Origin of the sequence: Actinomycetospora callitridis, from assembly GCF_028737265.1 — a bacterium.
Taxonomy (GTDB): domain Bacteria; phylum Actinomycetota; class Actinomycetes; order Mycobacteriales; family Pseudonocardiaceae; genus Actinomycetospora; species Actinomycetospora callitridis.
The window spans coordinates 352,207-369,747 of record NZ_JAQZAK010000004.1 but is presented as its reverse complement, the minus strand read 5'-3'; the positions used below and the strand labels follow the sequence as shown (position 1 = coordinate 369,747).

General features: G+C 73.7%; 16 protein-coding genes. 9 read left to right on the top strand and 7 right to left on the bottom strand.

What is annotated here, in order from left to right:
* Nucleotides 1-26: 26 nt before the first annotated feature.
* The 5 genes from PH191_RS16260 to PH191_RS16240 all read right to left on the bottom strand — a co-directional run bounded on the left by PH191_RS16260 (nt 27) and on the right by PH191_RS16240 (nt 5,964).
* The gene (locus tag PH191_RS16260; RefSeq protein ID WP_274195662.1) at nt 27-836 is read right to left on the bottom strand and encodes an HpcH/HpaI aldolase/citrate lyase family protein; all 810 of its coding nucleotides are present in this window, start codon (nt 834-836) and stop codon (nt 27-29) included.
* Complete coding sequence (locus PH191_RS16255) at nt 833-1,285, bottom strand: MaoC family dehydratase (RefSeq protein WP_274195661.1); 453 nt, start codon at nt 1,283-1,285, stop codon at nt 833-835. Before PH191_RS16255 ends, PH191_RS16260 begins: the two co-directional genes overlap by 4 nt.
* The gene (locus tag PH191_RS16250; RefSeq protein ID WP_274195660.1) at nt 1,282-3,207 is read right to left on the bottom strand and encodes an AMP-binding protein; all 1,926 of its coding nucleotides are present in this window, start codon (nt 3,205-3,207) and stop codon (nt 1,282-1,284) included. The genes PH191_RS16255 and PH191_RS16250 overlap by 4 nt, the downstream gene beginning before the upstream one ends.
* Before the next feature lie 22 nt (nt 3,208-3,229).
* On the bottom strand, nt 3,230-4,723 hold the full coding sequence (locus PH191_RS16245) for an acyl-CoA carboxylase subunit beta (RefSeq protein ID WP_274195659.1): 1,494 nt from the start codon (nt 4,721-4,723) through the stop codon (nt 3,230-3,232).
* A gap of 89 nt (nt 4,724-4,812) precedes the next feature.
* A complete protein-coding gene (locus PH191_RS16240) occupies nt 4,813-5,964 on the bottom strand; it encodes an acyl-CoA dehydrogenase family protein (protein WP_274195658.1) in 1,152 nt (383 codons plus the stop codon).
* Between the two features lie 95 nt (nt 5,965-6,059).
* Here PH191_RS16240 and PH191_RS16235 point away from each other — a divergent pair, with 95 nt between their 5' ends.
* A complete protein-coding gene (locus PH191_RS16235) occupies nt 6,060-6,638 on the top strand; it encodes a TetR/AcrR family transcriptional regulator (RefSeq protein WP_274195657.1) in 579 nt (192 codons plus the stop codon).
* On the opposite strand, the gene PH191_RS16230 is transcribed toward PH191_RS16235, so the two are convergent.
* Nucleotides 6,635-7,438: a crotonase/enoyl-CoA hydratase family protein gene (locus PH191_RS16230; protein WP_274195656.1), complete on the bottom strand. Its 804-nt coding sequence runs from the start codon at nt 7,436-7,438 to the stop codon at nt 6,635-6,637. The genes PH191_RS16235 and PH191_RS16230 overlap by 4 nt on opposite strands.
* A gap of 166 nt (nt 7,439-7,604) precedes the next feature.
* On the opposite strand from PH191_RS16230, the gene PH191_RS16225 reads away from it, so the two are divergent.
* The 4 genes from PH191_RS16225 to PH191_RS16210 are packed head-to-tail and all read left to right on the top strand — an operon-like array spanning nt 7,605 to nt 12,469.
* The gene (locus PH191_RS16225; RefSeq protein WP_274195655.1) at nt 7,605-8,861 is read left to right on the top strand and encodes an acyl-CoA dehydrogenase family protein; all 1,257 of its coding nucleotides are present in this window, start codon (nt 7,605-7,607) and stop codon (nt 8,859-8,861) included.
* A complete protein-coding gene (locus PH191_RS16220; RefSeq protein ID WP_274195654.1) occupies nt 8,858-10,210 on the top strand; it encodes a phosphotransferase family protein in 1,353 nt (450 codons plus the stop codon). Before PH191_RS16225 ends, PH191_RS16220 begins: the two co-directional genes overlap by 4 nt.
* A gap of 55 nt (nt 10,211-10,265) precedes the next feature.
* Nucleotides 10,266-11,174, top strand: coding sequence for an SMP-30/gluconolactonase/LRE family protein (locus PH191_RS16215; RefSeq protein ID WP_274195653.1), 909 nt, complete (start codon nt 10,266-10,268; stop codon nt 11,172-11,174).
* A gap of 11 nt (nt 11,175-11,185) precedes the next feature.
* Nucleotides 11,186-12,469, top strand: a complete 1,284-nt coding sequence (locus PH191_RS16210; RefSeq protein ID WP_274195652.1) for an acyl-CoA dehydrogenase family protein — start codon at nt 11,186-11,188, stop codon at nt 12,467-12,469.
* A gap of 39 nt (nt 12,470-12,508) precedes the next feature.
* Here the strand turns inward: PH191_RS16210 and PH191_RS16205 are convergent, their stop codons facing one another.
* Entirely contained in the window at nt 12,509-13,108 is a 600-nt protein-coding gene (locus PH191_RS16205; protein WP_274195651.1) for a TetR/AcrR family transcriptional regulator, read from the bottom strand.
* 59 nt (nt 13,109-13,167) lie between these two features.
* On the opposite strand from PH191_RS16205, the gene PH191_RS16200 reads away from it, so the two are divergent.
* The 4 genes from PH191_RS16200 (at nt 13,168) to PH191_RS16185 (ending at nt 17,531) form a co-directional block, all read left to right on the top strand.
* Entirely contained in the window at nt 13,168-13,950 is a 783-nt protein-coding gene (locus tag PH191_RS16200; protein ID WP_274195650.1) for an enoyl-CoA hydratase/isomerase family protein, read from the top strand.
* Complete coding sequence (locus PH191_RS16195; protein WP_274195649.1) at nt 13,947-14,714, top strand: SDR family NAD(P)-dependent oxidoreductase; 768 nt, start codon at nt 13,947-13,949, stop codon at nt 14,712-14,714. Before PH191_RS16200 ends, PH191_RS16195 begins: the two co-directional genes overlap by 4 nt.
* 2 nt (nt 14,715-14,716) lie before the next feature.
* Entirely contained in the window at nt 14,717-15,571 is an 855-nt protein-coding gene (locus tag PH191_RS16190; protein ID WP_274195648.1) for a DMT family transporter, read from the top strand.
* A 136-nt stretch (nt 15,572-15,707) separates the two neighbouring features.
* Entirely contained in the window at nt 15,708-17,531 is a 1,824-nt protein-coding gene (locus PH191_RS16185) for an NAD(P)/FAD-dependent oxidoreductase (RefSeq protein WP_274195647.1), read from the top strand.
* The last annotated feature ends 10 nt before the right edge of the window (nt 17,532-17,541 follow it).

Here is a 17,541-nt window from a genome sequence, read left to right as displayed (position 1 = left end):
GCCGATCCTCACGTGCGTGTCGGCCCTCACGCCTCGACGCCCGCTCGCGACAGGACCGCCCTGGCCATCGTCAGGTGCACCGCGTCGACCATCTCGCCGTCGACGACCCCCACCCCCGAGGACCCGGCCTCGATCACGAGGCGGGCGTGGGCGATCTCCTCGTCGGTCGGGGTGAAGGTCTCGTGCGCGAGCGCGACCTGCGAGGGGTGGATGCAGATCTTGCCGTCGTACCCGAGGTCGCGGCCGACGGCGGCGTCGGCCCGGAACGCCTCGGCGTCGTGGGCGGCGACGACGGCCTGGTCGAGCAGCCCGACGCCGGCGACCGCGGCCGCGAGCACCACCTCGCTGCGCGCGAACAGCACCTCCTGCCCTCCCGCCGTGCGCCGGCCTCCGACCGAGGCGATGTAGTCCTCGGCGCCGAAGTACGCCGCCAGCAGGCCGGTCATCAGCTCCCGGCACCGCGCCACCCCGCGCGCCGACTCGAGGCCCCCGATCACCGGGCGGTCACCGAGACGGGAGCGCAGGTCCTCGAGCTGGTCCGGGGACTCCAGCTTGGGCAGCACGACGCCGTCGGCGGCCGACTCCGCGACCGCGGCGACGTCGTCGGCGTACCAGGGCGTCGTCGGGCCGTTGACGCGGATCAGCACGAGCGTCCCGCCGTCGCGGGGCAGCTCGGCGACGGCGCGGACCGTGGCGTCGCGCGCGGACTCCTTGTCGCCCGCGGCCACGGCGTCCTCGAGGTCGACGGCCACCGCGTCGGGCGCCCAGCGCGGCACCTTGGCCACCATGTCGGGCCGCGCGCCGGGCACGAACAGCAGGCTCCGGGGGACCCTCATGCGGGCCGCCGGTGCATGAGGCCGGTGCGCCTGCAGGAGCACACGACATCGTCGCGCTGGTTGCGGGCGCGGTGGGCGAACACCACGATCCCGGCGTCGGGCCGCTTGCGTGACTCGCGCGCCGAGACGACCTCGGTGGACACCCGCACGGTGTCCCCCTGGAACACCGGCGCCGGGAACGTCACCTCGTCGAGCCCGAGCTGGGCGACGATCGTCCCCAGCGTCAGCTCCGGCACCGAGAGCCCGACCACCAGCGCGAGGGTGAACATGCTGTTCACCAGCGGACGCCCGAACTCGGTGCCCTCGGCGTACTGGTGGTCGAGGTGCAGCGGCGCGGGGTTCATCGTCATGGTCGTGAACAGCACGTTGTCGGTCTCGGTGACCGTGCGCCGGACGGCGTGCTCGACCACGAGTCCCTCGGTGAGGTCCTCGAACCACAGGCCGCTCATCCGCGGACCGCCGCAGCGAGGGTGTCCAGGCTGCCCGGGTCCTCGAGCGCGCTGGTGTCGCTGCGGGCCTCGCCGTGCAGCAGGACCTCCCGCATCAGCCGGCGCATGATCTTGCCGGTGCGGGTCTTCGGCATCGCCGAGGTGACGATCACGCGGTCGGGCCGCGCGAGCCCGCCGATGGTCTCGCCGACCAGGTCCCGGACCTCGTCGGGCACTCCCTCGGGCTCACCGGACACGGTCACGAACGCCACCGGCACCGTGCCCTTGGTCGCGTCGGGCACCCCGACGACGGCGGCCTCGACGACGCGCGGGTGGGTGCCGACGACGGCCTCGATCTCCATCGTCGAGAGGCGGTGCGCGGCGACGTTGATGACGTCGTCGGCGCGCCCGAGCACCCACAGGTGCCCGTCGGCGTCCACGACGGCCTCGTCGTTCGTGGCGTAGCGCCCGGGGAAGCGCCCGAAGTAGGTCGAGAGGTAGCGGTCGTGGTCGTCCCACACGGTGCGCGCGAGGGTGGGGAACGGCCGGGTCATCACGAGGTTGCCCTTGACCCCCGGCGTCACCGGCGCGCCGTCGTCGTCGACGACGTCGAAGGCGTGGCCCGGCACCGGGGTGCCGGCCGAGCCGGCCTTGAGGTCGTCGACGCCGGTGACGGGATAGGTCCACGTCGAGCCGGTCTCGGTCTGCCCGTAGGCGTTGACGATCGGGACGCCGAACGTCTCGTTCGCCCAGGTGAACGTCTCCCCGTCGAGCGGCTCGCCCTGCACGGTGATCAGCGCGAGGCGGGGGAGCGGGTGGGCGGCGGCGAGGTCGTCACCGAACTTGCGCAGCATCCGCAGCACCGTCGGCGCGCACAGCACCTGCGTGACGCCGTGGCGTTCGCAGACGTCGTAGAACCGCGACGACGACGGGGTGTCCAGCGCGCCCTCGTAGCAGGCGATCGTCGAGCCGTGGGCCAGCCCGCCGATCACGGCCTGGATCGGGAAGGTCAGCCAGCCGACGTCGGCGGCCACCCAGTAGACGTCGCCGTCGACGGGCCCGGCCTGCCAGTGCACGTTCGCCCACGTCCCGAGCAGGAAGCCGCCGACCGAGTGCACGACGCCCTTCGGCTTCGACTCGGTGCCGCTGGTGAAGATCAGGAACGCGGCCTCGTTGGGGTCGAGCGACGCCATCGGCGCACCCTCGGGGTGCTCGGCGAGCAGGGCGGCGTAGGAGACCTCGTCACCCTCCAGGGCCACGCCGCGGCCCGTGCGGTCGACCACGACGACGTGCTCCACCGTCGGGGCGTCCGACCGAGCCGCCCGCAGGGTCTCCAGCAGCTCGACGGGCTTGCCGCGACGGTAGATCGCGTCGGCGACGACGACGGCCTTCGCCCGGGCCGCGGAGAGCCGCGAGGCCACGGCGTCGCGACCGAAGCCGGAGAAGAGCACCGTGTAGATCGCGCCGATCCGGTTGCAGGCGTGGATCGCGGTGAACGCCTCGACGAGGTTCGGCATGTAGACCGCGACGACGTCCCCGCGCCCGACGCCCAGGGCGACCAGGCCGCCGGCCAGCCGGTTCACCTCGTCGGCGAGCTCGGCGTAGGTCACCGTGCGGGTGTCGCCCGGCTCGCCCTCCCACACGATCGCGGCGCGGTCGCCCGTCGCCGGGTCCTCGGCCCAGCGGTCGACGCAGTTGTCGGCGACGTTGATCCGCCCGCCCTCGAAGTAGCGGAAGTCGCCCAGCTCGCCCGAGCGCACGGTGTGCCACGGCTCGAGCCAGCGGTGCTTCTCGGCCACCCAGACCCAGTAGTCGTCGGGGTCGGCGTCGTGGCGCGCGCGGGCCGTCGCGAGCTCGTCGACCCGTTCGGGAGAGCGCCATCGCTCGTCCAACGGCTGCAGCGGCGCGGAGATCAGGGTGGCGAGGGTGTCGCGATCGTCCATGATCGGGTCTCCTCCGTGGGGGTCACACAGGGCTGACGGGGTGGTGACGGCGCCCGCTGGAGCGGGTCCAGCCGTCGGCGTGGCGCAGGCGGGCGATCAGCTCGTCGCGCAGGCCCTCGCCGGGGACGACGGCGTCGACGACGAGCTCGTCGCCCATGCGCAGCAGGTTGACCTCGGCGCGGTGCTCCTCGACGCGGGCGGCGAGGAACGCGGCGCGCTCGTCCTCGTCCTCGATCGCGGCGATCTTGCCGGCGTAGACGGCGTTGACCGACGCCTCGGGGCCCATGGCGCCGATGAACGCGCTGGGCAGCGCGAGCGTCGCCCGCGGCTCGAAGCCCGGCGCGCACATCGCGTAGTAGCCGGCGGCGTAGGCCTTGCGCAGGACGATCGTGAACTTCGGGACCTCGGCCGAGGACATCGCCAGGATCATCTTGGCGCCGTGGCGGATGATCCCCTGGCGCTCGACGGCCACGCCGACCATGAAGCCCGGCACGTCCTGCAGGAAGAGCAGCGGGACGTTGAAGGCGTCGCACAGGGCGATGAAGCGGGCGGCCTTGTCGGCGGAGTCGACGTGGATCGCGCCGCTGCGCACCTGGGGCTGGTTGGCGACGAGGCCGACGACGCGGCCGTGCAGGCGGGCGAAGCCGACCACGAGCTCCTGGGCCCAGTCCGGCTTGATCTCGAAGAACGTGCCGCCGTCGACGAGCCGGTCGATCACCGTGATGACGTCGTAGCCGATGTTCGGGTCCTCGGGGACCAGCCCGTCCCAGTCGATGGCCTCGGGCTCGACGGGCTCGACCTCGGGCGGCGTCCCGGTGAAGTCGTCGGGCAGGTAGGTCAGGAGCAGGCGGGCGGCGGCGAGCGCCTCCCAGTCCTCCTCGAACACCGAGTCGCCACAGCCGGAGACCTCGGCGTGCATCCGCGCGCCGCCCATCTCCTCGGCGGTGGTGTGCTCGCCGGTGACCTTCTCGGCCACCCGCGGCGACGCGAGGTACATCGACCCGCGGCCCTCGACCATCCCGACCCAGTCGGTGAACGCCGGCATGTAGGCGCCACCCGCGGCCGAGGGGCCGTGCAGGCAGCAGATCTGCGGGACCCGCCCGGAGAGCCGGACCTGCAGGTGGAAGATCCGCGAGGCGCCGCGGCGCCCGGGGAAGAAGCCCATCTGCTCGGTGAGCCGCCCGCCCGCCGAATCGACGAGGTAGAACACCGGGAGCAGGTCGCGGTCGGCCCGCTCGAGGATGCGGATCTGCTTCTCGCAGGTGCGCTCGCCCCACGACCCGGCCTTGACGCCGAAGTCGTGCGCGATCACCGCCACGGGCCGGCCCTCGACCGTCCCGACGCCGGTGACGACGCCGTCGCCCGGCATCCCGGGCTCGGTCGCCGCGGCCAGGAGGCCGTCCTCGACGAAGCTGCCCGGGTCGAGCAGCACGTCGAGGCGCTGCCGGACGGGGAGCTTCTCGGGCCAGCGCCCGGAGTCCCCGCCGCGGCGCGCCCGGTCGGCGGCCGCGAGCACGTCATCCCCCGAGGGAGGTGCCGGCGCCCCGGGGGGATGGGGCGCCGACACCTCCCACGCGGGACCCGCGCCGTTGGCCGCCGTCCCGGTCACGGCACCAGCCGCTTCGCCAGGATCTCGAGCTGGATCTCGTCGGTGCCGCCGCCGATGCGCAGGATGCGGACGTCGCGGTGGTGGCGGGCGATCGGCGTCTCCTCGAGGTAGCCGGCGCCGCCGTAGAGCTGCACCGCCTCGTCGACGATCCACGCGGCCGCCTTCGCCGCGAAGTACTTCGCCGCCGCGACGGACCGGCCGGCCTCGGGGTGGCCGCGGTCGATGCGGTCGGCGGCCTTGTAGGTCATCACGCGCGCGGCCTCGAGCTCGATCTCCATCGCGACGATGCGGTGCCGGATCGCCTGGCGCGCGGTGAGCGGCTCGCCGGCCACCTCGCGGCCCCGCAGGTACTCGGTGACCGTCTCGAGCGCCTCGGCGGCGTGACCGACCCCCATCGCCGCCAGCACGACGCGCTCCAGCTGGAACGCGTCCATGATCTGGTGGAAGCCGCGGCCCTCGACGCCGAGCACCGCGTCCTCGCCGAGCGCGACGCCGTCGAGCACGACCTCGCGGGTGTCCGAGGAGTGCCAGCCCATCTTCTGCAGCGGGGCGCCGAACGAGAGCCCGGGCGTGCCGGCCGGCACCACGAACGTCGTGATCCCGCGGTGCCCGCCCTCGGGGTCGGTCTTCGCGCCGACGACGAGGACGTCGGCCAGGCCCGCGTTGGTGATGTACATCTTGCGGCCGTCGAGCACCCAACCGTCATCGGTGCGCCGCGCGCGGGCGGAGATGCCCGCGACGTCGGAGCCCGCGCCGGGCTCGGTGACGGCGATCGCCGCGATGGCCTCGCCGGCGGCGAGCGCGGCGACCCAGCGCTCCTGCTGCTCGGTGGTGCCGTGGCGCACGAGGTGGGGCGCGGCCATGTAGGCGCTGACCAGCGCGCTCACGGCGATGCCGCCGCAGGCGCGGGTGAGCTCCTCGGCGAGCACCGTGACGGCGGTCGCCTCGCCGCCCTCGCCTGCGGACCCGCCGAACTCGGCCGGGGTCAGCAGGCCCAGCAGCCCGGCGTCGCCGAGCTCCTTCCAGAGCCGCTCGGGCGGACGTCCCTCGCGCTCGGCCTCGTCGACGACGGGGCGCACCCGCTGGTCGGTGAACGCGCGGACGCTGCGACGGAAGTCCTCGTGGACTTCGTCGAGATCGTGGGTCACGCGGGCTCCTTCGCTTGCGTTCGACCGACCGGTCGGACGAAAGTACCCCACATCACAGGAGTCGGGTCAACCGCACGGACCGGGGGGAGGCCGCGGTGAGTCGTGCCGACGAGGTCCGCGAGCGGATCCTCGCCGCCGCCGTGGAGGTGTTCAGCCGCCGCGGGTACCGCGCGGCGTCCATGAACGACGTGGCGGAGAAGGTCGGCCTGCGCAAGCCGACGCTCTACCACTACGTGCGGACCAAGCAGGACCTGCTCGTCGCGGTCTACGAGGAGGTCCTCGACGAGAGCCTGACCAGCGCCCGCACGATCGTCGCCGGGGCGTCGTCGACGCGCGAGGCCGTGCGGGGGCTCATCGTCGAGCGCGTCGCCTACACCTGCGAGCACCGTGATCTGCTCACGATCTGCTTCGAGGAGGAGTCCGAGCTGCCCGACGAGCTCGCCGCACCGATCCTCGCCCGCCGCCGCGCGTTCGAGGACCTCGTGCTCGAGGCGGTGCACGCCCACCTGCGCGCGACGGGGCGGACGTTGCCGATGACGCCGCGGACCTACGTCAACGCGTGCCTCGGCGCCGCGAACTGGACCTACAAGTGGTTCGACCCCGCCGGCCCGCGCTCGCCGCGCGAGCTCGGCGACGACGTCGCCGCCGTGCTCCTGCCGGTGCTCGACGGTTAGTCCTCGAAGACCGGCGCCCGCTTCTCGAAGCCCGCGGTGACCGCCTCGACCTGGTTCGGGCTCCCGATCAGCGCGCCGATCTCGGTCTGCTCGGCGGCGAAGCCGGTGGCGAGGTCCACCCGGCCGGCGGCGTCGATCAGGCGCTTCGCCGCGCGCACGGCGTGCGGGCTGCGCCCGGCGATCTCGCGGGCCAGCGCGAGCGCGGCCTCGCGCGGCTCGGGGTCGGTGCGCGTGCAGAGCCCCAGCGCCGCGGCCTCGGTGCCGCTGACGACCCGCGCGGTCAGCGTCAGCTCCTTGGCGACGTCGCGGCCGACGAGCTCGGGGAGCACCTGCGTCCCGGTCATGTCCGGGATGAGGCCCCACTTGACCTCCATCACCGAGAGCCGGGCGTCGGGGGCCACGATGCGGAGGTCGGCGCCCAGCGCGATCTGCAGGCCGCCCCCGAGCGCGTTGCCCTGGATCGCGGCGATCACCGGGACCTCGAGCTCGGCCCACACCCACGCCGCGCGCTGCCCCGTGGCCCGCGCCGGCCCGTCCGTCGGCGGCAGCTGCGCCGACGCCGAGAGCCGCTCCCCGTTCGCCATCGCGCGGAACGAGCCGAAGTCCAGGCCCGCGCAGAAGTCGGGGCCCTCGCCGGAGAGGACGACGACGCGCACCGCGGGGTCGGCCTTCAGCCGCTCGCCGGTCGTCACCAGGCCCTCGAACATCGCCGGGTCCAGCGCGTTGCGCTTCTCCGGCCGCGCGAGCCGCACGTCGGCGACCCCGTCGGTGATCTCGACCCGGACCCGCTCGTCGCTCATGGCCCCAGTTTCGCTCGCGACACGGAGATCACGGGCACCTGGTGCACCTCGGGGTGCGCCGCGGCGTCGATGACGCGCTCGTGATCGTCGAACGCGGGCGGGCTCTTCCGTCCGCATCGACGCCGCTGGCATGCTCGCTGAACGGACGTTCGCCGAGGAGGTCGGTGTGGACTTCGCACTCCCGGCGGAGCTGACCCGGCGGCTCGGCGCACTCGACGAGTTCATCGAGGCCGAGATCCGCCCCCTCGAGGAGCAGGACGACAACGCCCGCTTCTTCGACCACCGGCGGGAGTGGGCGCGCACCGACTTCGAGGGCGGCGGGGTCCCGCGCCGGGACTGGGAGGAGCTGCTCGGCGAGATGTTCCGCCGGGCCGACGCCGCGGGCTGGCTCCGCTACGGGCTGCCGGCGGAGGTCGGCGGGTCGGACGGCACGAACCTCGACATGGCGGTGATCCGCGAGCACCTCGCCCACCGCGGGTTGGGCCTGCACAACGACCTGCAGAACGAGTCGTCGGTGGTCGGCAACTTCCCGTTCGTGCACATGGTGCTCGAGTACGGGACGGCCGAGCAGCGCGAGGAGTTCCTCGAGCCGATGCTGACCCGCACCGCGCGCGTCGGCTTCGGCCTCTCCGAGCCCGACCACGGCAGCGACGCCACGTGGATGGAGACCACGGCCGTGCGCGACGGCGGCGACTGGGTGATCAACGGGACGAAGCGCTGGAACTCCGGGATGCACTCGGCCACCCACGACGTCGTGTTCGCCCGGACGTCCGGCACCGACGGCAGCGCGCGGGGCATCACCGCGTTCTTCGTCCCCGTCGAGACGCCGGGGTTCTCGGTCGACTTCCACTGGTGGACGTTGAACATGCCCACCGACCACGCCGAGGTGACCCTGCGCGACGTCCGCGTCCCCGACTCCGCGATCTTCGGCGAGGAGGGCGGCGGCCTGGCGGTCGCGCAGACGTTCGTGCACGAGAACCGCATCCGGCAGGCCGCGTCCGGCGTCGGCGCCGGCCAGTACTGCGTCGACCGCAGCGTCGCCTACGCCCGCGAGCGCCGGACGTTCGGCGAGCCGCTGGCCACCCGGCAGGCGATCCAGTGGCCGCTCGTCGAGCTGCAGACCGAGGCCGAGATGCTGCGCGGGCTGGTGCGCAAGACCGCCTGGGAGCTCGACCGCGTGCCGCACACGGAGATCAGCGACCGCGTCTCGATGTGCAACTACCGGGCCAACCGCTTCGTGTGCGACGCCGCCGACCGTGCGATGCAGGTGCACGGCGGCCTCGGCTACTCGCGGCACACGCCGTTCGAGCACATCTACCGCCACCATCGCCGCTACCGGATCACCGAGGGCGCCGAGGAGGTCCAGATGCGCAAGGTGGCGGCGTACCTGTTCGGCTTCGCGGGTCCCCGAAGGATCCGATGAGCGACCTGCGCGATCAGCTGGCGGCGCGCCTCGCCGAGCTCTCCGGCACCGCCGTCGCGGTGACCGAGCTGCGCCGGCTCACCGCCGGGGCCAGCCGCGAGACGTGGGCGTTCGCCGCGACGTCCGCGGACGGGCGTCGCGACCTCGTGCTGCGCCGCGACCCGCCGGGCAACGACCGGCCCGAGGGGATGGCGCTCGAGGCCGCCGCGATCGCCGCGGCCGCGGACGCCGGTGTCCGGGTCCCGCGGCTCGTCGACAGCGGCGCCGACACCGCGACGGTCGGCTCGCCGTACCTGATCACCGAGCACGTCGACGGCGAGACGCTCGGGCCGCGGCTGCTGCGCGAGGAGCGCTACGCCCAGGCCCGGGAGGGCCTGGCCGCGGAGCTGGGCCGCACGCTGGCCCGCATCCACACGATCCGGCCGAACGCGCTCCCGGGGCTGGCGGCGGGGGACCCGGTCGAGGACCTCCGGGCGACCTACGACGCCCTCGACGAGCCGCTGCCCGTCGTCGAGATCGCGCTGCGCCGGCTCGACCGCCACCGGCCCGCCCCGGTGCCCGACACCCTCGTGCACGGCGACTTCCGCCTCGGCAACCTCATCGTCGACGAGAGCGGGCTGCGCGCGGTGCTCGACTGGGAGCTGGTGCACCGCGGCGACCCGCGCGAGGACCTCGGCTGGCTCTGCGTGAAGTGCTGGCGCTTCGGCGCGGCGCTTCCCGTCGCCGGCCTCGGCACCGTCGACGAGCTGCTCGACGGCTACGCCGAGGTGGCCGGGTACCGGCCCGACCCGGAGGCCGTGCGCTGGTGGCAGATCCACCGCACGACCTGGTGGGCGCTGGGCTGCCGGGAGATGGCGCAGCGGCACCTGGACGGGACGACGCCGTCGGTCGAGCTCGCCGCGATCGGCCGGCGGGTCGCCGAGAACGAGCACGACCTCCTGCTCCTGCTGGGCCTCCCGGCGCAGGAGGAGGCCGTCGGTGAGGCGGTCGAAGCAGGGCCCTCCGACCTCTACGGACGCCCGAGCGCGGTCGACCTCGTCGACGCCGTGACGTCGTTCCTGCGCGAGGACGTCGTGACCGGCGACGACGAGCGGGTGGCGTACCTCGCCCGCGTCGCCGCGAACGTCCTCGGCGGCGTGGGCCGGGAGCTGCGCCTGGGCCCCGCGCACGAGCGCCGCCACCGCGAGCGGCTGGCCGCGCTGGGGTACGCCGACCAGGCCGCCCTGGCCACGGCCATCCGGGCCGGGGAGATCGACGACACCGACCCCGCACTGCTCGCGGCCGTGCGCGCGGCGACAACCGACCGGCTCGCCGTCACCAACCCGCGCTACCTGGCCCAACCCGGATGACCGCCCGGATGACGGGCCGTTGCGCGCGACGGCCGTCGCGAAGGAGGCTCCGGACATGCGCGCGGTGACGACCGGCCTGCGGTTCCCGGAGGGACCGATCGCGCTGGCGAACGGCGACGTCCTGGTCGTCGAGATCCGCCGCGGCACGCTGACGCGCGTCGCGCCCGACGGGACGACGACGGTGGTCGCCGACCTCGGCGGGGGTCCCAACGGGGCCGCGATCGGCCCGGACGGCGCGGTCTACGTCTGCAACAACGGCGGCTTCGCGTGGCACGACCGCGACGGCGGGATCACCGCACCCGGCCACCAGCCGCCCGACTACGTCGGCGGGCGCATCCAGCGCGTCGTCCTCGACGGGCCGGACGCCGGCTCGGTGACCGACCTCTACACCGCCTGCGACGGGCGCCCGCTGCGCGGCCCCAACGACATCGTCTTCGACGCCGATGGCGGCTTCTGGTTCACCGACCTCGGCAAGAAGCGCGAGCGCGACCAGGACACCGGGGCGCTGTACTATGCGCGGCCCGACGGCGGCGCGATCACCGAGGTCGTGCACCCCCTCGTCGAGCCCAACGGCGTCGGCCTCTCCCCGGACGGCTCGCGGCTCTACGTCGCCGAGACGGGGCCGGGCCGGCTGTGGGCCTGGGACGTCGCCGGCCCGGGGCGTCTCGACGAACCCCGGCGGCTCCTGCACGGGTTCGCGGGCCACCAGCCGCTCGACTCGCTGGCCGTCGACGGGGACGGCAACGTCTGCGTCGCGACGCTGGTGACCGGCGCGATCAGCGTCGTCTCGCCCGACGGCACGCTGCGGCGGCAGGTGCCCGTGCCCGACCCGGACCCCTACGTCACCAACATCTGCTTCGCCGGCGCGGGCTCGCACTCAGCCTGGGTCACCTCGTCGGGACGCGGCGTCCTCTACGCCCTGGAGTGGGACACCCCGGGGCTCGACCTGGCCTTCAGGGCCTGAAGGAGCGACACATGGCCTGGGACTTCTCGACCGAGCCGGAGTTCGAGCAGCAGCTCGCGTGGATGCGGACGTTCGTCCGCGAGGAGATCCTCCCGCTCGAGACCCTCGACCTCGACGGGCCCGCCCTCCGGGCGGCGACGGCGCCCATGCAGGAGGAGGTCAAGGCCCGCGGGCTCTGGGCCGCGCACCTGCCGCCGGAGCTGGGCGGGGGCGGGTTCGGCCAGGTCAAGCTGGGTCTGATGCACGAGATCCTCGGGCAGTGCGTGTATGCGCCGTCGGTGTTCGGCAACAACGCCCCCGACTCGGGGAACGCCGAGCTGCTGGCGCTGGGGGCGACCGAGGCGCAGAAGAAGCAGTGGATGGAGCCCCTGCTCGACGGTCGCCTGCGCAGCGCGTTCTCCATGACCGAGCCCAACGCCGGCGCCGACCCGACCCTGCTCACCACCCGGGCCGAGCGCGTCGGCGACGAGTACGTGATCAACGGGCACAAGTGGTTCACGTCGAACGGCTCGGTGGCCGACTTCCTCATCCTCATGGCCGTCACCGACCCGGACGCGGCGCCGCGGCGGCGCGCGTCGATGTTCGTCGTGCCGGTCACGACGCCCGGGGTCGACGTCGTGCGCGACATCCCGACCATGGAGCACCCCGAGGAGGGCACGGGCTACGCCGGGGGGCACTCCGAGGTGCTCTACCGCGACGTCCGCGTGCCGGCGGAGAACCTCATCGGGGCCGAGGGCGACGGCTTCCTGCTCGCCCAGAAACGGCTGGGCCCCGGGCGCATCCACCACTGCATGCGCTGGCTCGGGCAGTCGCGCCGCGCCTTCGACATGCTCTGCGAGCGCGCCGTCTCCCGGCACACCCACGGGTCGCTGCTCTCGGAGAAGCAGATGGTGCAGGACTGGATCGCGACGTCGACCGCGGAGATGACCGCGGCGCGCCTGATGACGCTGCAGGCCGCCTGGAAGATGGACCAGGGCGGCACCGAGGCGGCGCTCACCGACATCGCGATGATCAAATTCTACGGCGCCTCGGTGCTCTACAACGTCATCGACCGGGCGATCCAGGTGCACGGCTCCCTCGGCTACACCACCGACCTGCCGCTGGAGTCGATGTACCGCCACGCCCGGGCGGCGCGGATCTACGACGGCCCCGACGAGGTCCACAAGGTCACCGTCGCCCGCCGGGTGCTGCGCGACTACGAGCCCCGCGAGGTGCCCACGGAGCACGTGCCGACCCGGCGCGAGGCGGCGCGGCGGAAGTTCGCGCACCTGCTGGACGCGGCGTCGGTCAGCTAGGGGGTCGGTCAGCTAGGGGGTCGGTCAGCTGGGGGCTGGTCATCGGGGGCCGTCGACGATCCGCAGGGCGATCTCGCCGTAGCGCTCGACGAGGTCGGGCACGGCGAGGTCGCCCGCCGGGTCGTACCACTGCGCGACGGCGTTGCAGGCGGCGACGATCGCGCGCCGGGCGTCCTCGGGGTGGGCGCACCGGAAGTGCCCGCGCGCGACGCCGTCGTCGACGATCTCGGTCCACAGCCGGCCCGCGGACTCCCGTAGCCCGTCCAGCCGCGCCCGGTGCTCCGGGGCGAGGTTGCGCCACTCGGCGGCGGCGATCGTGCTCTCCACCCGGCGGCTCACGCGGTACTCCACGGTGGCGCGCACGAGCGCGAGCAGGCGCTCGGCGGGGTCGTCGCCGACGCCGTCGAGCGCGCCCTCGCAGCGGCGGAAGTACTCGGCGGTGCTCTCCTCGATGAGCAGCACCAGCAGGTCCTGCTTGCCGGTGTGCCAGTGGTAGAGCGCCGAGAGGGACAGACCGGCCCGGCGGGCGATGTCGCGGATCGAGGTGCCGTGGTACCCCTGCTCGGCGAAGCTCTCGCGCGCCGCGCGCGTGATCGCGTCCCGGCCGCCCCCGCGCGGCACCGGCGCGGCGGTGCTCATCGGGTCAGCATAGGGCGATCACCTGGCATCCTGAACGATCGATCGATAGGTTCCGCACCATGGCCGACGAGGTCCTGCTCGCCCACCGCGAGAGCGGTGTCCTGACCCTCACGCTGAACCGGCCGGAGCGCCGCAACGCGATCGACGGCCCGACGTGGGACGCGCTGCGCGCGGGGTTCGAGCGTGCGGGCGACGACCCGGAGACGCGGGTCGTGGTGATCACGGGCGCGGGCGGGGCGTTCTGCGCGGGCGCCGACCTCTCCGTGAAGCGGGAGGGCCACCCGCTCGACCGGATGCGCTCGATCAACGAGATCGCGCTGCTGCTGCACGAGCTCCCGAAGCCCACCGTCGCGCGCGTCGACGGCGTCGCGGTCGGGGCGGGGTGGAACCTCGCGCTCGGCTGCGACCTCGTGGTCGCCACCCCGACCTCGCGCTTCTCGCAGATCTTCGCCAAGCGCGGGCTCTCGCTGGACTTCGGCGGGTCGTGGCTGCTGCCCCGCCTCGTGGGGATGCAGCAGGCCAAGCGGCTCGCGCTGCTCGCGGAGATGATCGACGCCACCGAGGCCGAACGGCTCGGGCTGGTGACCTGGGTGAAGACGCCCGAGGAGATCGACGCGTTCGTCGCCGACCTCACCACCCGGCTCGCGTCCGTCGCGCCGGTGGCGGCGGCGCAGTCGAAGGCCCTGCTGCACGAGAACGCCGACCGCACGCTGCGCGAGGCCCTCGCGAGCGAGGCGCGCACCCAGGCCGTCAACTTCGCCACCGCGGACGCGCCCGAGGCGTTCGCCGCCTTCACCGAGAAGCGCGACCCGGACTTCACCGGGGAGTGGTCGATCCGGTGACGGGGCTCTTCGACCTCACCGGCCACGTCGCCCTCGTCACCGGCGGCAACTCCGGGATCGGGCTCGGGATGGCGCGCGGGCTCGCGCGCTGCGGCGCCGACGTCTGCCTCTGGGGCACCAACGCCGAGCGCAACGCGAAGGCCGCCGACGAGCTCGCGGAGTACGGCACCCGCGTCCGGGCCCTGCGCTGCGACGTCGGCGACGAGGACGCCGTCGAGGAGGCCTTCGCCGCGACGCTCGAGCACTTCGGCCGCGTCGACTCCTGCTTCGCCAACGCCGGGGTGACCGGCTCGGGCGCGCGCTTCGTCGACACCACCCTCGAGGACTTCCGCGCGGTGACACGCGTGAACCTCGACGGCGCGTTCCTCACGCTGCGGGGCGCCGCCCGGCACATGGTCGAGCGCGGGGGAGGCGGCGTGCTCGTCGGCACCTCGAGCGTGTCCACCGTGCACGGCGCCCCGCGCGCGGAGGCCTACGCGGCGAGCAAGGCGGGGCTCACCGCGCTGATCAAGGGCTGCGCGGTGGAGCTGGCCCGGTACGGCATCCACGCGCACTCGATCGTCGCGGGCTGGACCGAGACCCCGCTGGCCTCCCCGCGGCTGCACGACGAACGCTTCGAACGCGCGGTCATGGCCCGGATGCCGCAGCGGCGCTGGGGCGAGCCGGACGACTTCGCCCGCCTCGCCGTCTACCTGGCCGGCGGCGTCGGCGGGTTCCACACCGGCGACGAGATCGTCGTCGACGGCGCGTACTCGATCTTCTAGAGGTGCTCGCCGAGGCGGGGCTGCTGCTCCTCGCGGTCGTCGGCATCTCGTTCTCCGCGCCCCTCGCGGCCGCGGCCGCCGTCCCGTCGCTGGCCATCGCGTTCTGGCGCACGGCGATGGCGTCGGCGGTGCTCGCGCCGGTCGTGGCGGCGCGGCCGGACCCTCGACGGGTCGGTGCCGGGGACGCGCGCACCTGCGCCGTGGCGGGTGTGCTGCTCGCGGTGCACTTCGCGACGTGGGTGCCGAGCCTCGTGCTCACCTCGGTGGCCACCTCGACGGCCCTGGTCTGTACCGCGCCGCTGTGGACCGCGGTGCTGACCCGGCTGCGCGGCGGGCGGGTCGCGCCGGCCGAGTGGGCGGGTGTGGCGGTGGCGCTGGCGGGTGTGCTGCTGGTCGCCGGGGTCGACCTCGCGGGCTCGCCGCGTGCCCTGCTCGGCGACGCGCTCGCCCTCGTCGGCGGGCTGGCGATGGCGGGCTACCTGCTGGCCGGCGCGGCGGCGCGGGAACGGCTCGCGACCTCGACCTACACGCTGCTCTGCTACGGCACGGCGGCGCTGGTCCTGCTCGCCGTCGTCCTCGTCGCGGGGGTGCCGCTCGCGGGGTGGCCCGCGGCCGGGTGGCTGTCGCTGGTCGCGATCACCCTCTGCGGGCAGTTCCTCGGGCACTCGCTGCTCAACCGCGCCCTGCGCACCGTGGGTGCGCCGGTGGTCGCCGTCGTCTCGCTGCTCGAGGTGCCCGGCGCGGCGCTGGTCGCGGCGCTCTGGTTGGGGGAGCGGCTCGCGCCGGCCACCCTCGTCGGCCTGGTGGTGCTGCTGGGCGGGGTGGCGCTGGTGGTCCGGGGCAGCCGGCGCGCCTGAACGGGCGCTGCAACCTGGCTGCAACCCCTGCCGCTGGGGCGCGTGAGCGGCTTCACTGTCCCCCACGCCACACGACCGCGGGCGGGTGTGGGCGAGTGCCCGCGGTCGGCCGTACGTCGCCCGCGTGGAGGTAGCAGTGACCCAGACGGTCGAGAGTGGCCGCACCCAGGCCGGCACCCGCGTCGATGCCTGGCTGACCCAGTTCACCGAGGCGCTCAACGCCGGGGACGCCGACCGCGCCGCGTCGCTGTTCGCCGACGAGTCCTACTGGCGCGACCTCGTGTCCTTCACCTGGAACCTGGTCACCGTCGAGGGCCCCGGCGAGGTGTCCGAGCTGGTGTCCGCCGACGCGGCCCGGCAGGTCGCGCCGGTGTCCTTCGAGGTCAGCGGGGAGCCCAGCGAGGCCGACGGCATCACCGAGGCCTGGCTGAAGTTCGAGACCGCGATCGGCCGCGGCACCGGGCACCTGCGGCTGAACGCCGACGACAAGGCCTGGACGTTCCTCACCACCCTCGACGAGATCAAGGGCCACGAGGAGCCGGCGAGCCCGAACGCCGACCGGCCGTTCGGCACCGAGCACGGCGCCAACCCCGACCGCGTCACCTGGGCCGAGCAGCGCGAGGCCGAGGCCGCCGAGCTCGGCTACACCCGCCAGCCCGAGGTCGTCGTCATCGGCGGCGGCCAGGGCGGCATCGCCCTCGGCGCGCGCCTGCGCCAGCTCGGCATCGAGACGATCATCGTCGAGCGCAACGAGAAGCCCGGCGACTCGTGGCGCAAGCGCTACAAGAGCCTCGCCCTGCACGACCCGGTCTGGTACGACCACCTGCCCTACCTGAAGTTCCCGGACAACTGGCCGGTCTTCTCGCCGAAGGACAAGATCGGCGACTGGCTCGAGATGTACGCCAAGGTCATGGAGCTGAACTACTGGGGTTCCACGACCGCGGAGAGCGCGACGTACGACGAGGCGTCCGGCCAGTGGAGCGTCGTCGTCGACCGTGCCGGCGAGAAGGTGACGCTCAAGCCCCGCCAGCTCGTCTTCGCCCTCGGCGTCTCGGGCAAGCCGAACATCCCGTCCGTCCCCGGTGAGGACGTCTTCCAGGGCGAGATCCAGCACTCGTCGCAGCACCCCGGCCCGGACGCCTACAAGGGCAAGAAGGTCGTGGTCATTGGGTCGAACAACTCGGCCTTCGACATCTGCGGCTCGCTGTGGGAGGTCGGCGCGGACGTCACGATGGTGCAGCGCAGTTCCACGCACATCATCCGGTCCGAGACGCTGATGACCTACGCCCTCGGGGACCTGTACTCCGAGGAGGCCGTGCGCAACGGCGTCGACACCTACACGGCGGACATGATCTTCGCGTCGCTGCCGTACCGGATCATGCACAACTTCCAGAAGCCGGCGTACGACAAGGCCCGCGAGGTCGACGCCGACTTCTACCGGCGCCTCGAGGAGGCGGGCTTCGACCTCGACTTCGGCGACGACGACTCCGGCCTGTTCATGAAGTACCTGCGCCGCGGCTCGGGCTACTACATCGACGTGGGCGCCGCCGAGCTCGTGGCCGACGGCAAGGTCAAGCTCGCCAAGGGCCAGATCACCGAGCTGACCGAGAAGGAGGTCGTGCTCGATGACGGCACCCGTCTCGAGGCCGACCTCGTGGTCTGGGCCACCGGCTACCGGTCGATGAACGGCCTGGCCGCCGACATCATCGGCCAGGACGTGGCCGACAAGGTCGGCAAGGTGTGGGGCCTGGGCTCGGACACCACCAAGGACCCCGGTCCCTGGGAGGGCGAGCAGCGCAACATGTGGAAGCCGACCCAGCAGGAGAACCTCTGGTTCCACGGCGGCAACCTGCACCAGTCGCGCTTCTACTCGCTCTACCTCGCGCTGCAGCTCAAGGCCCGCGCGGTGGGCATCCCGACCCCGGTGCACAGGCTCCAGGAGTCGCACCACACGTCCTGACGACGCACCG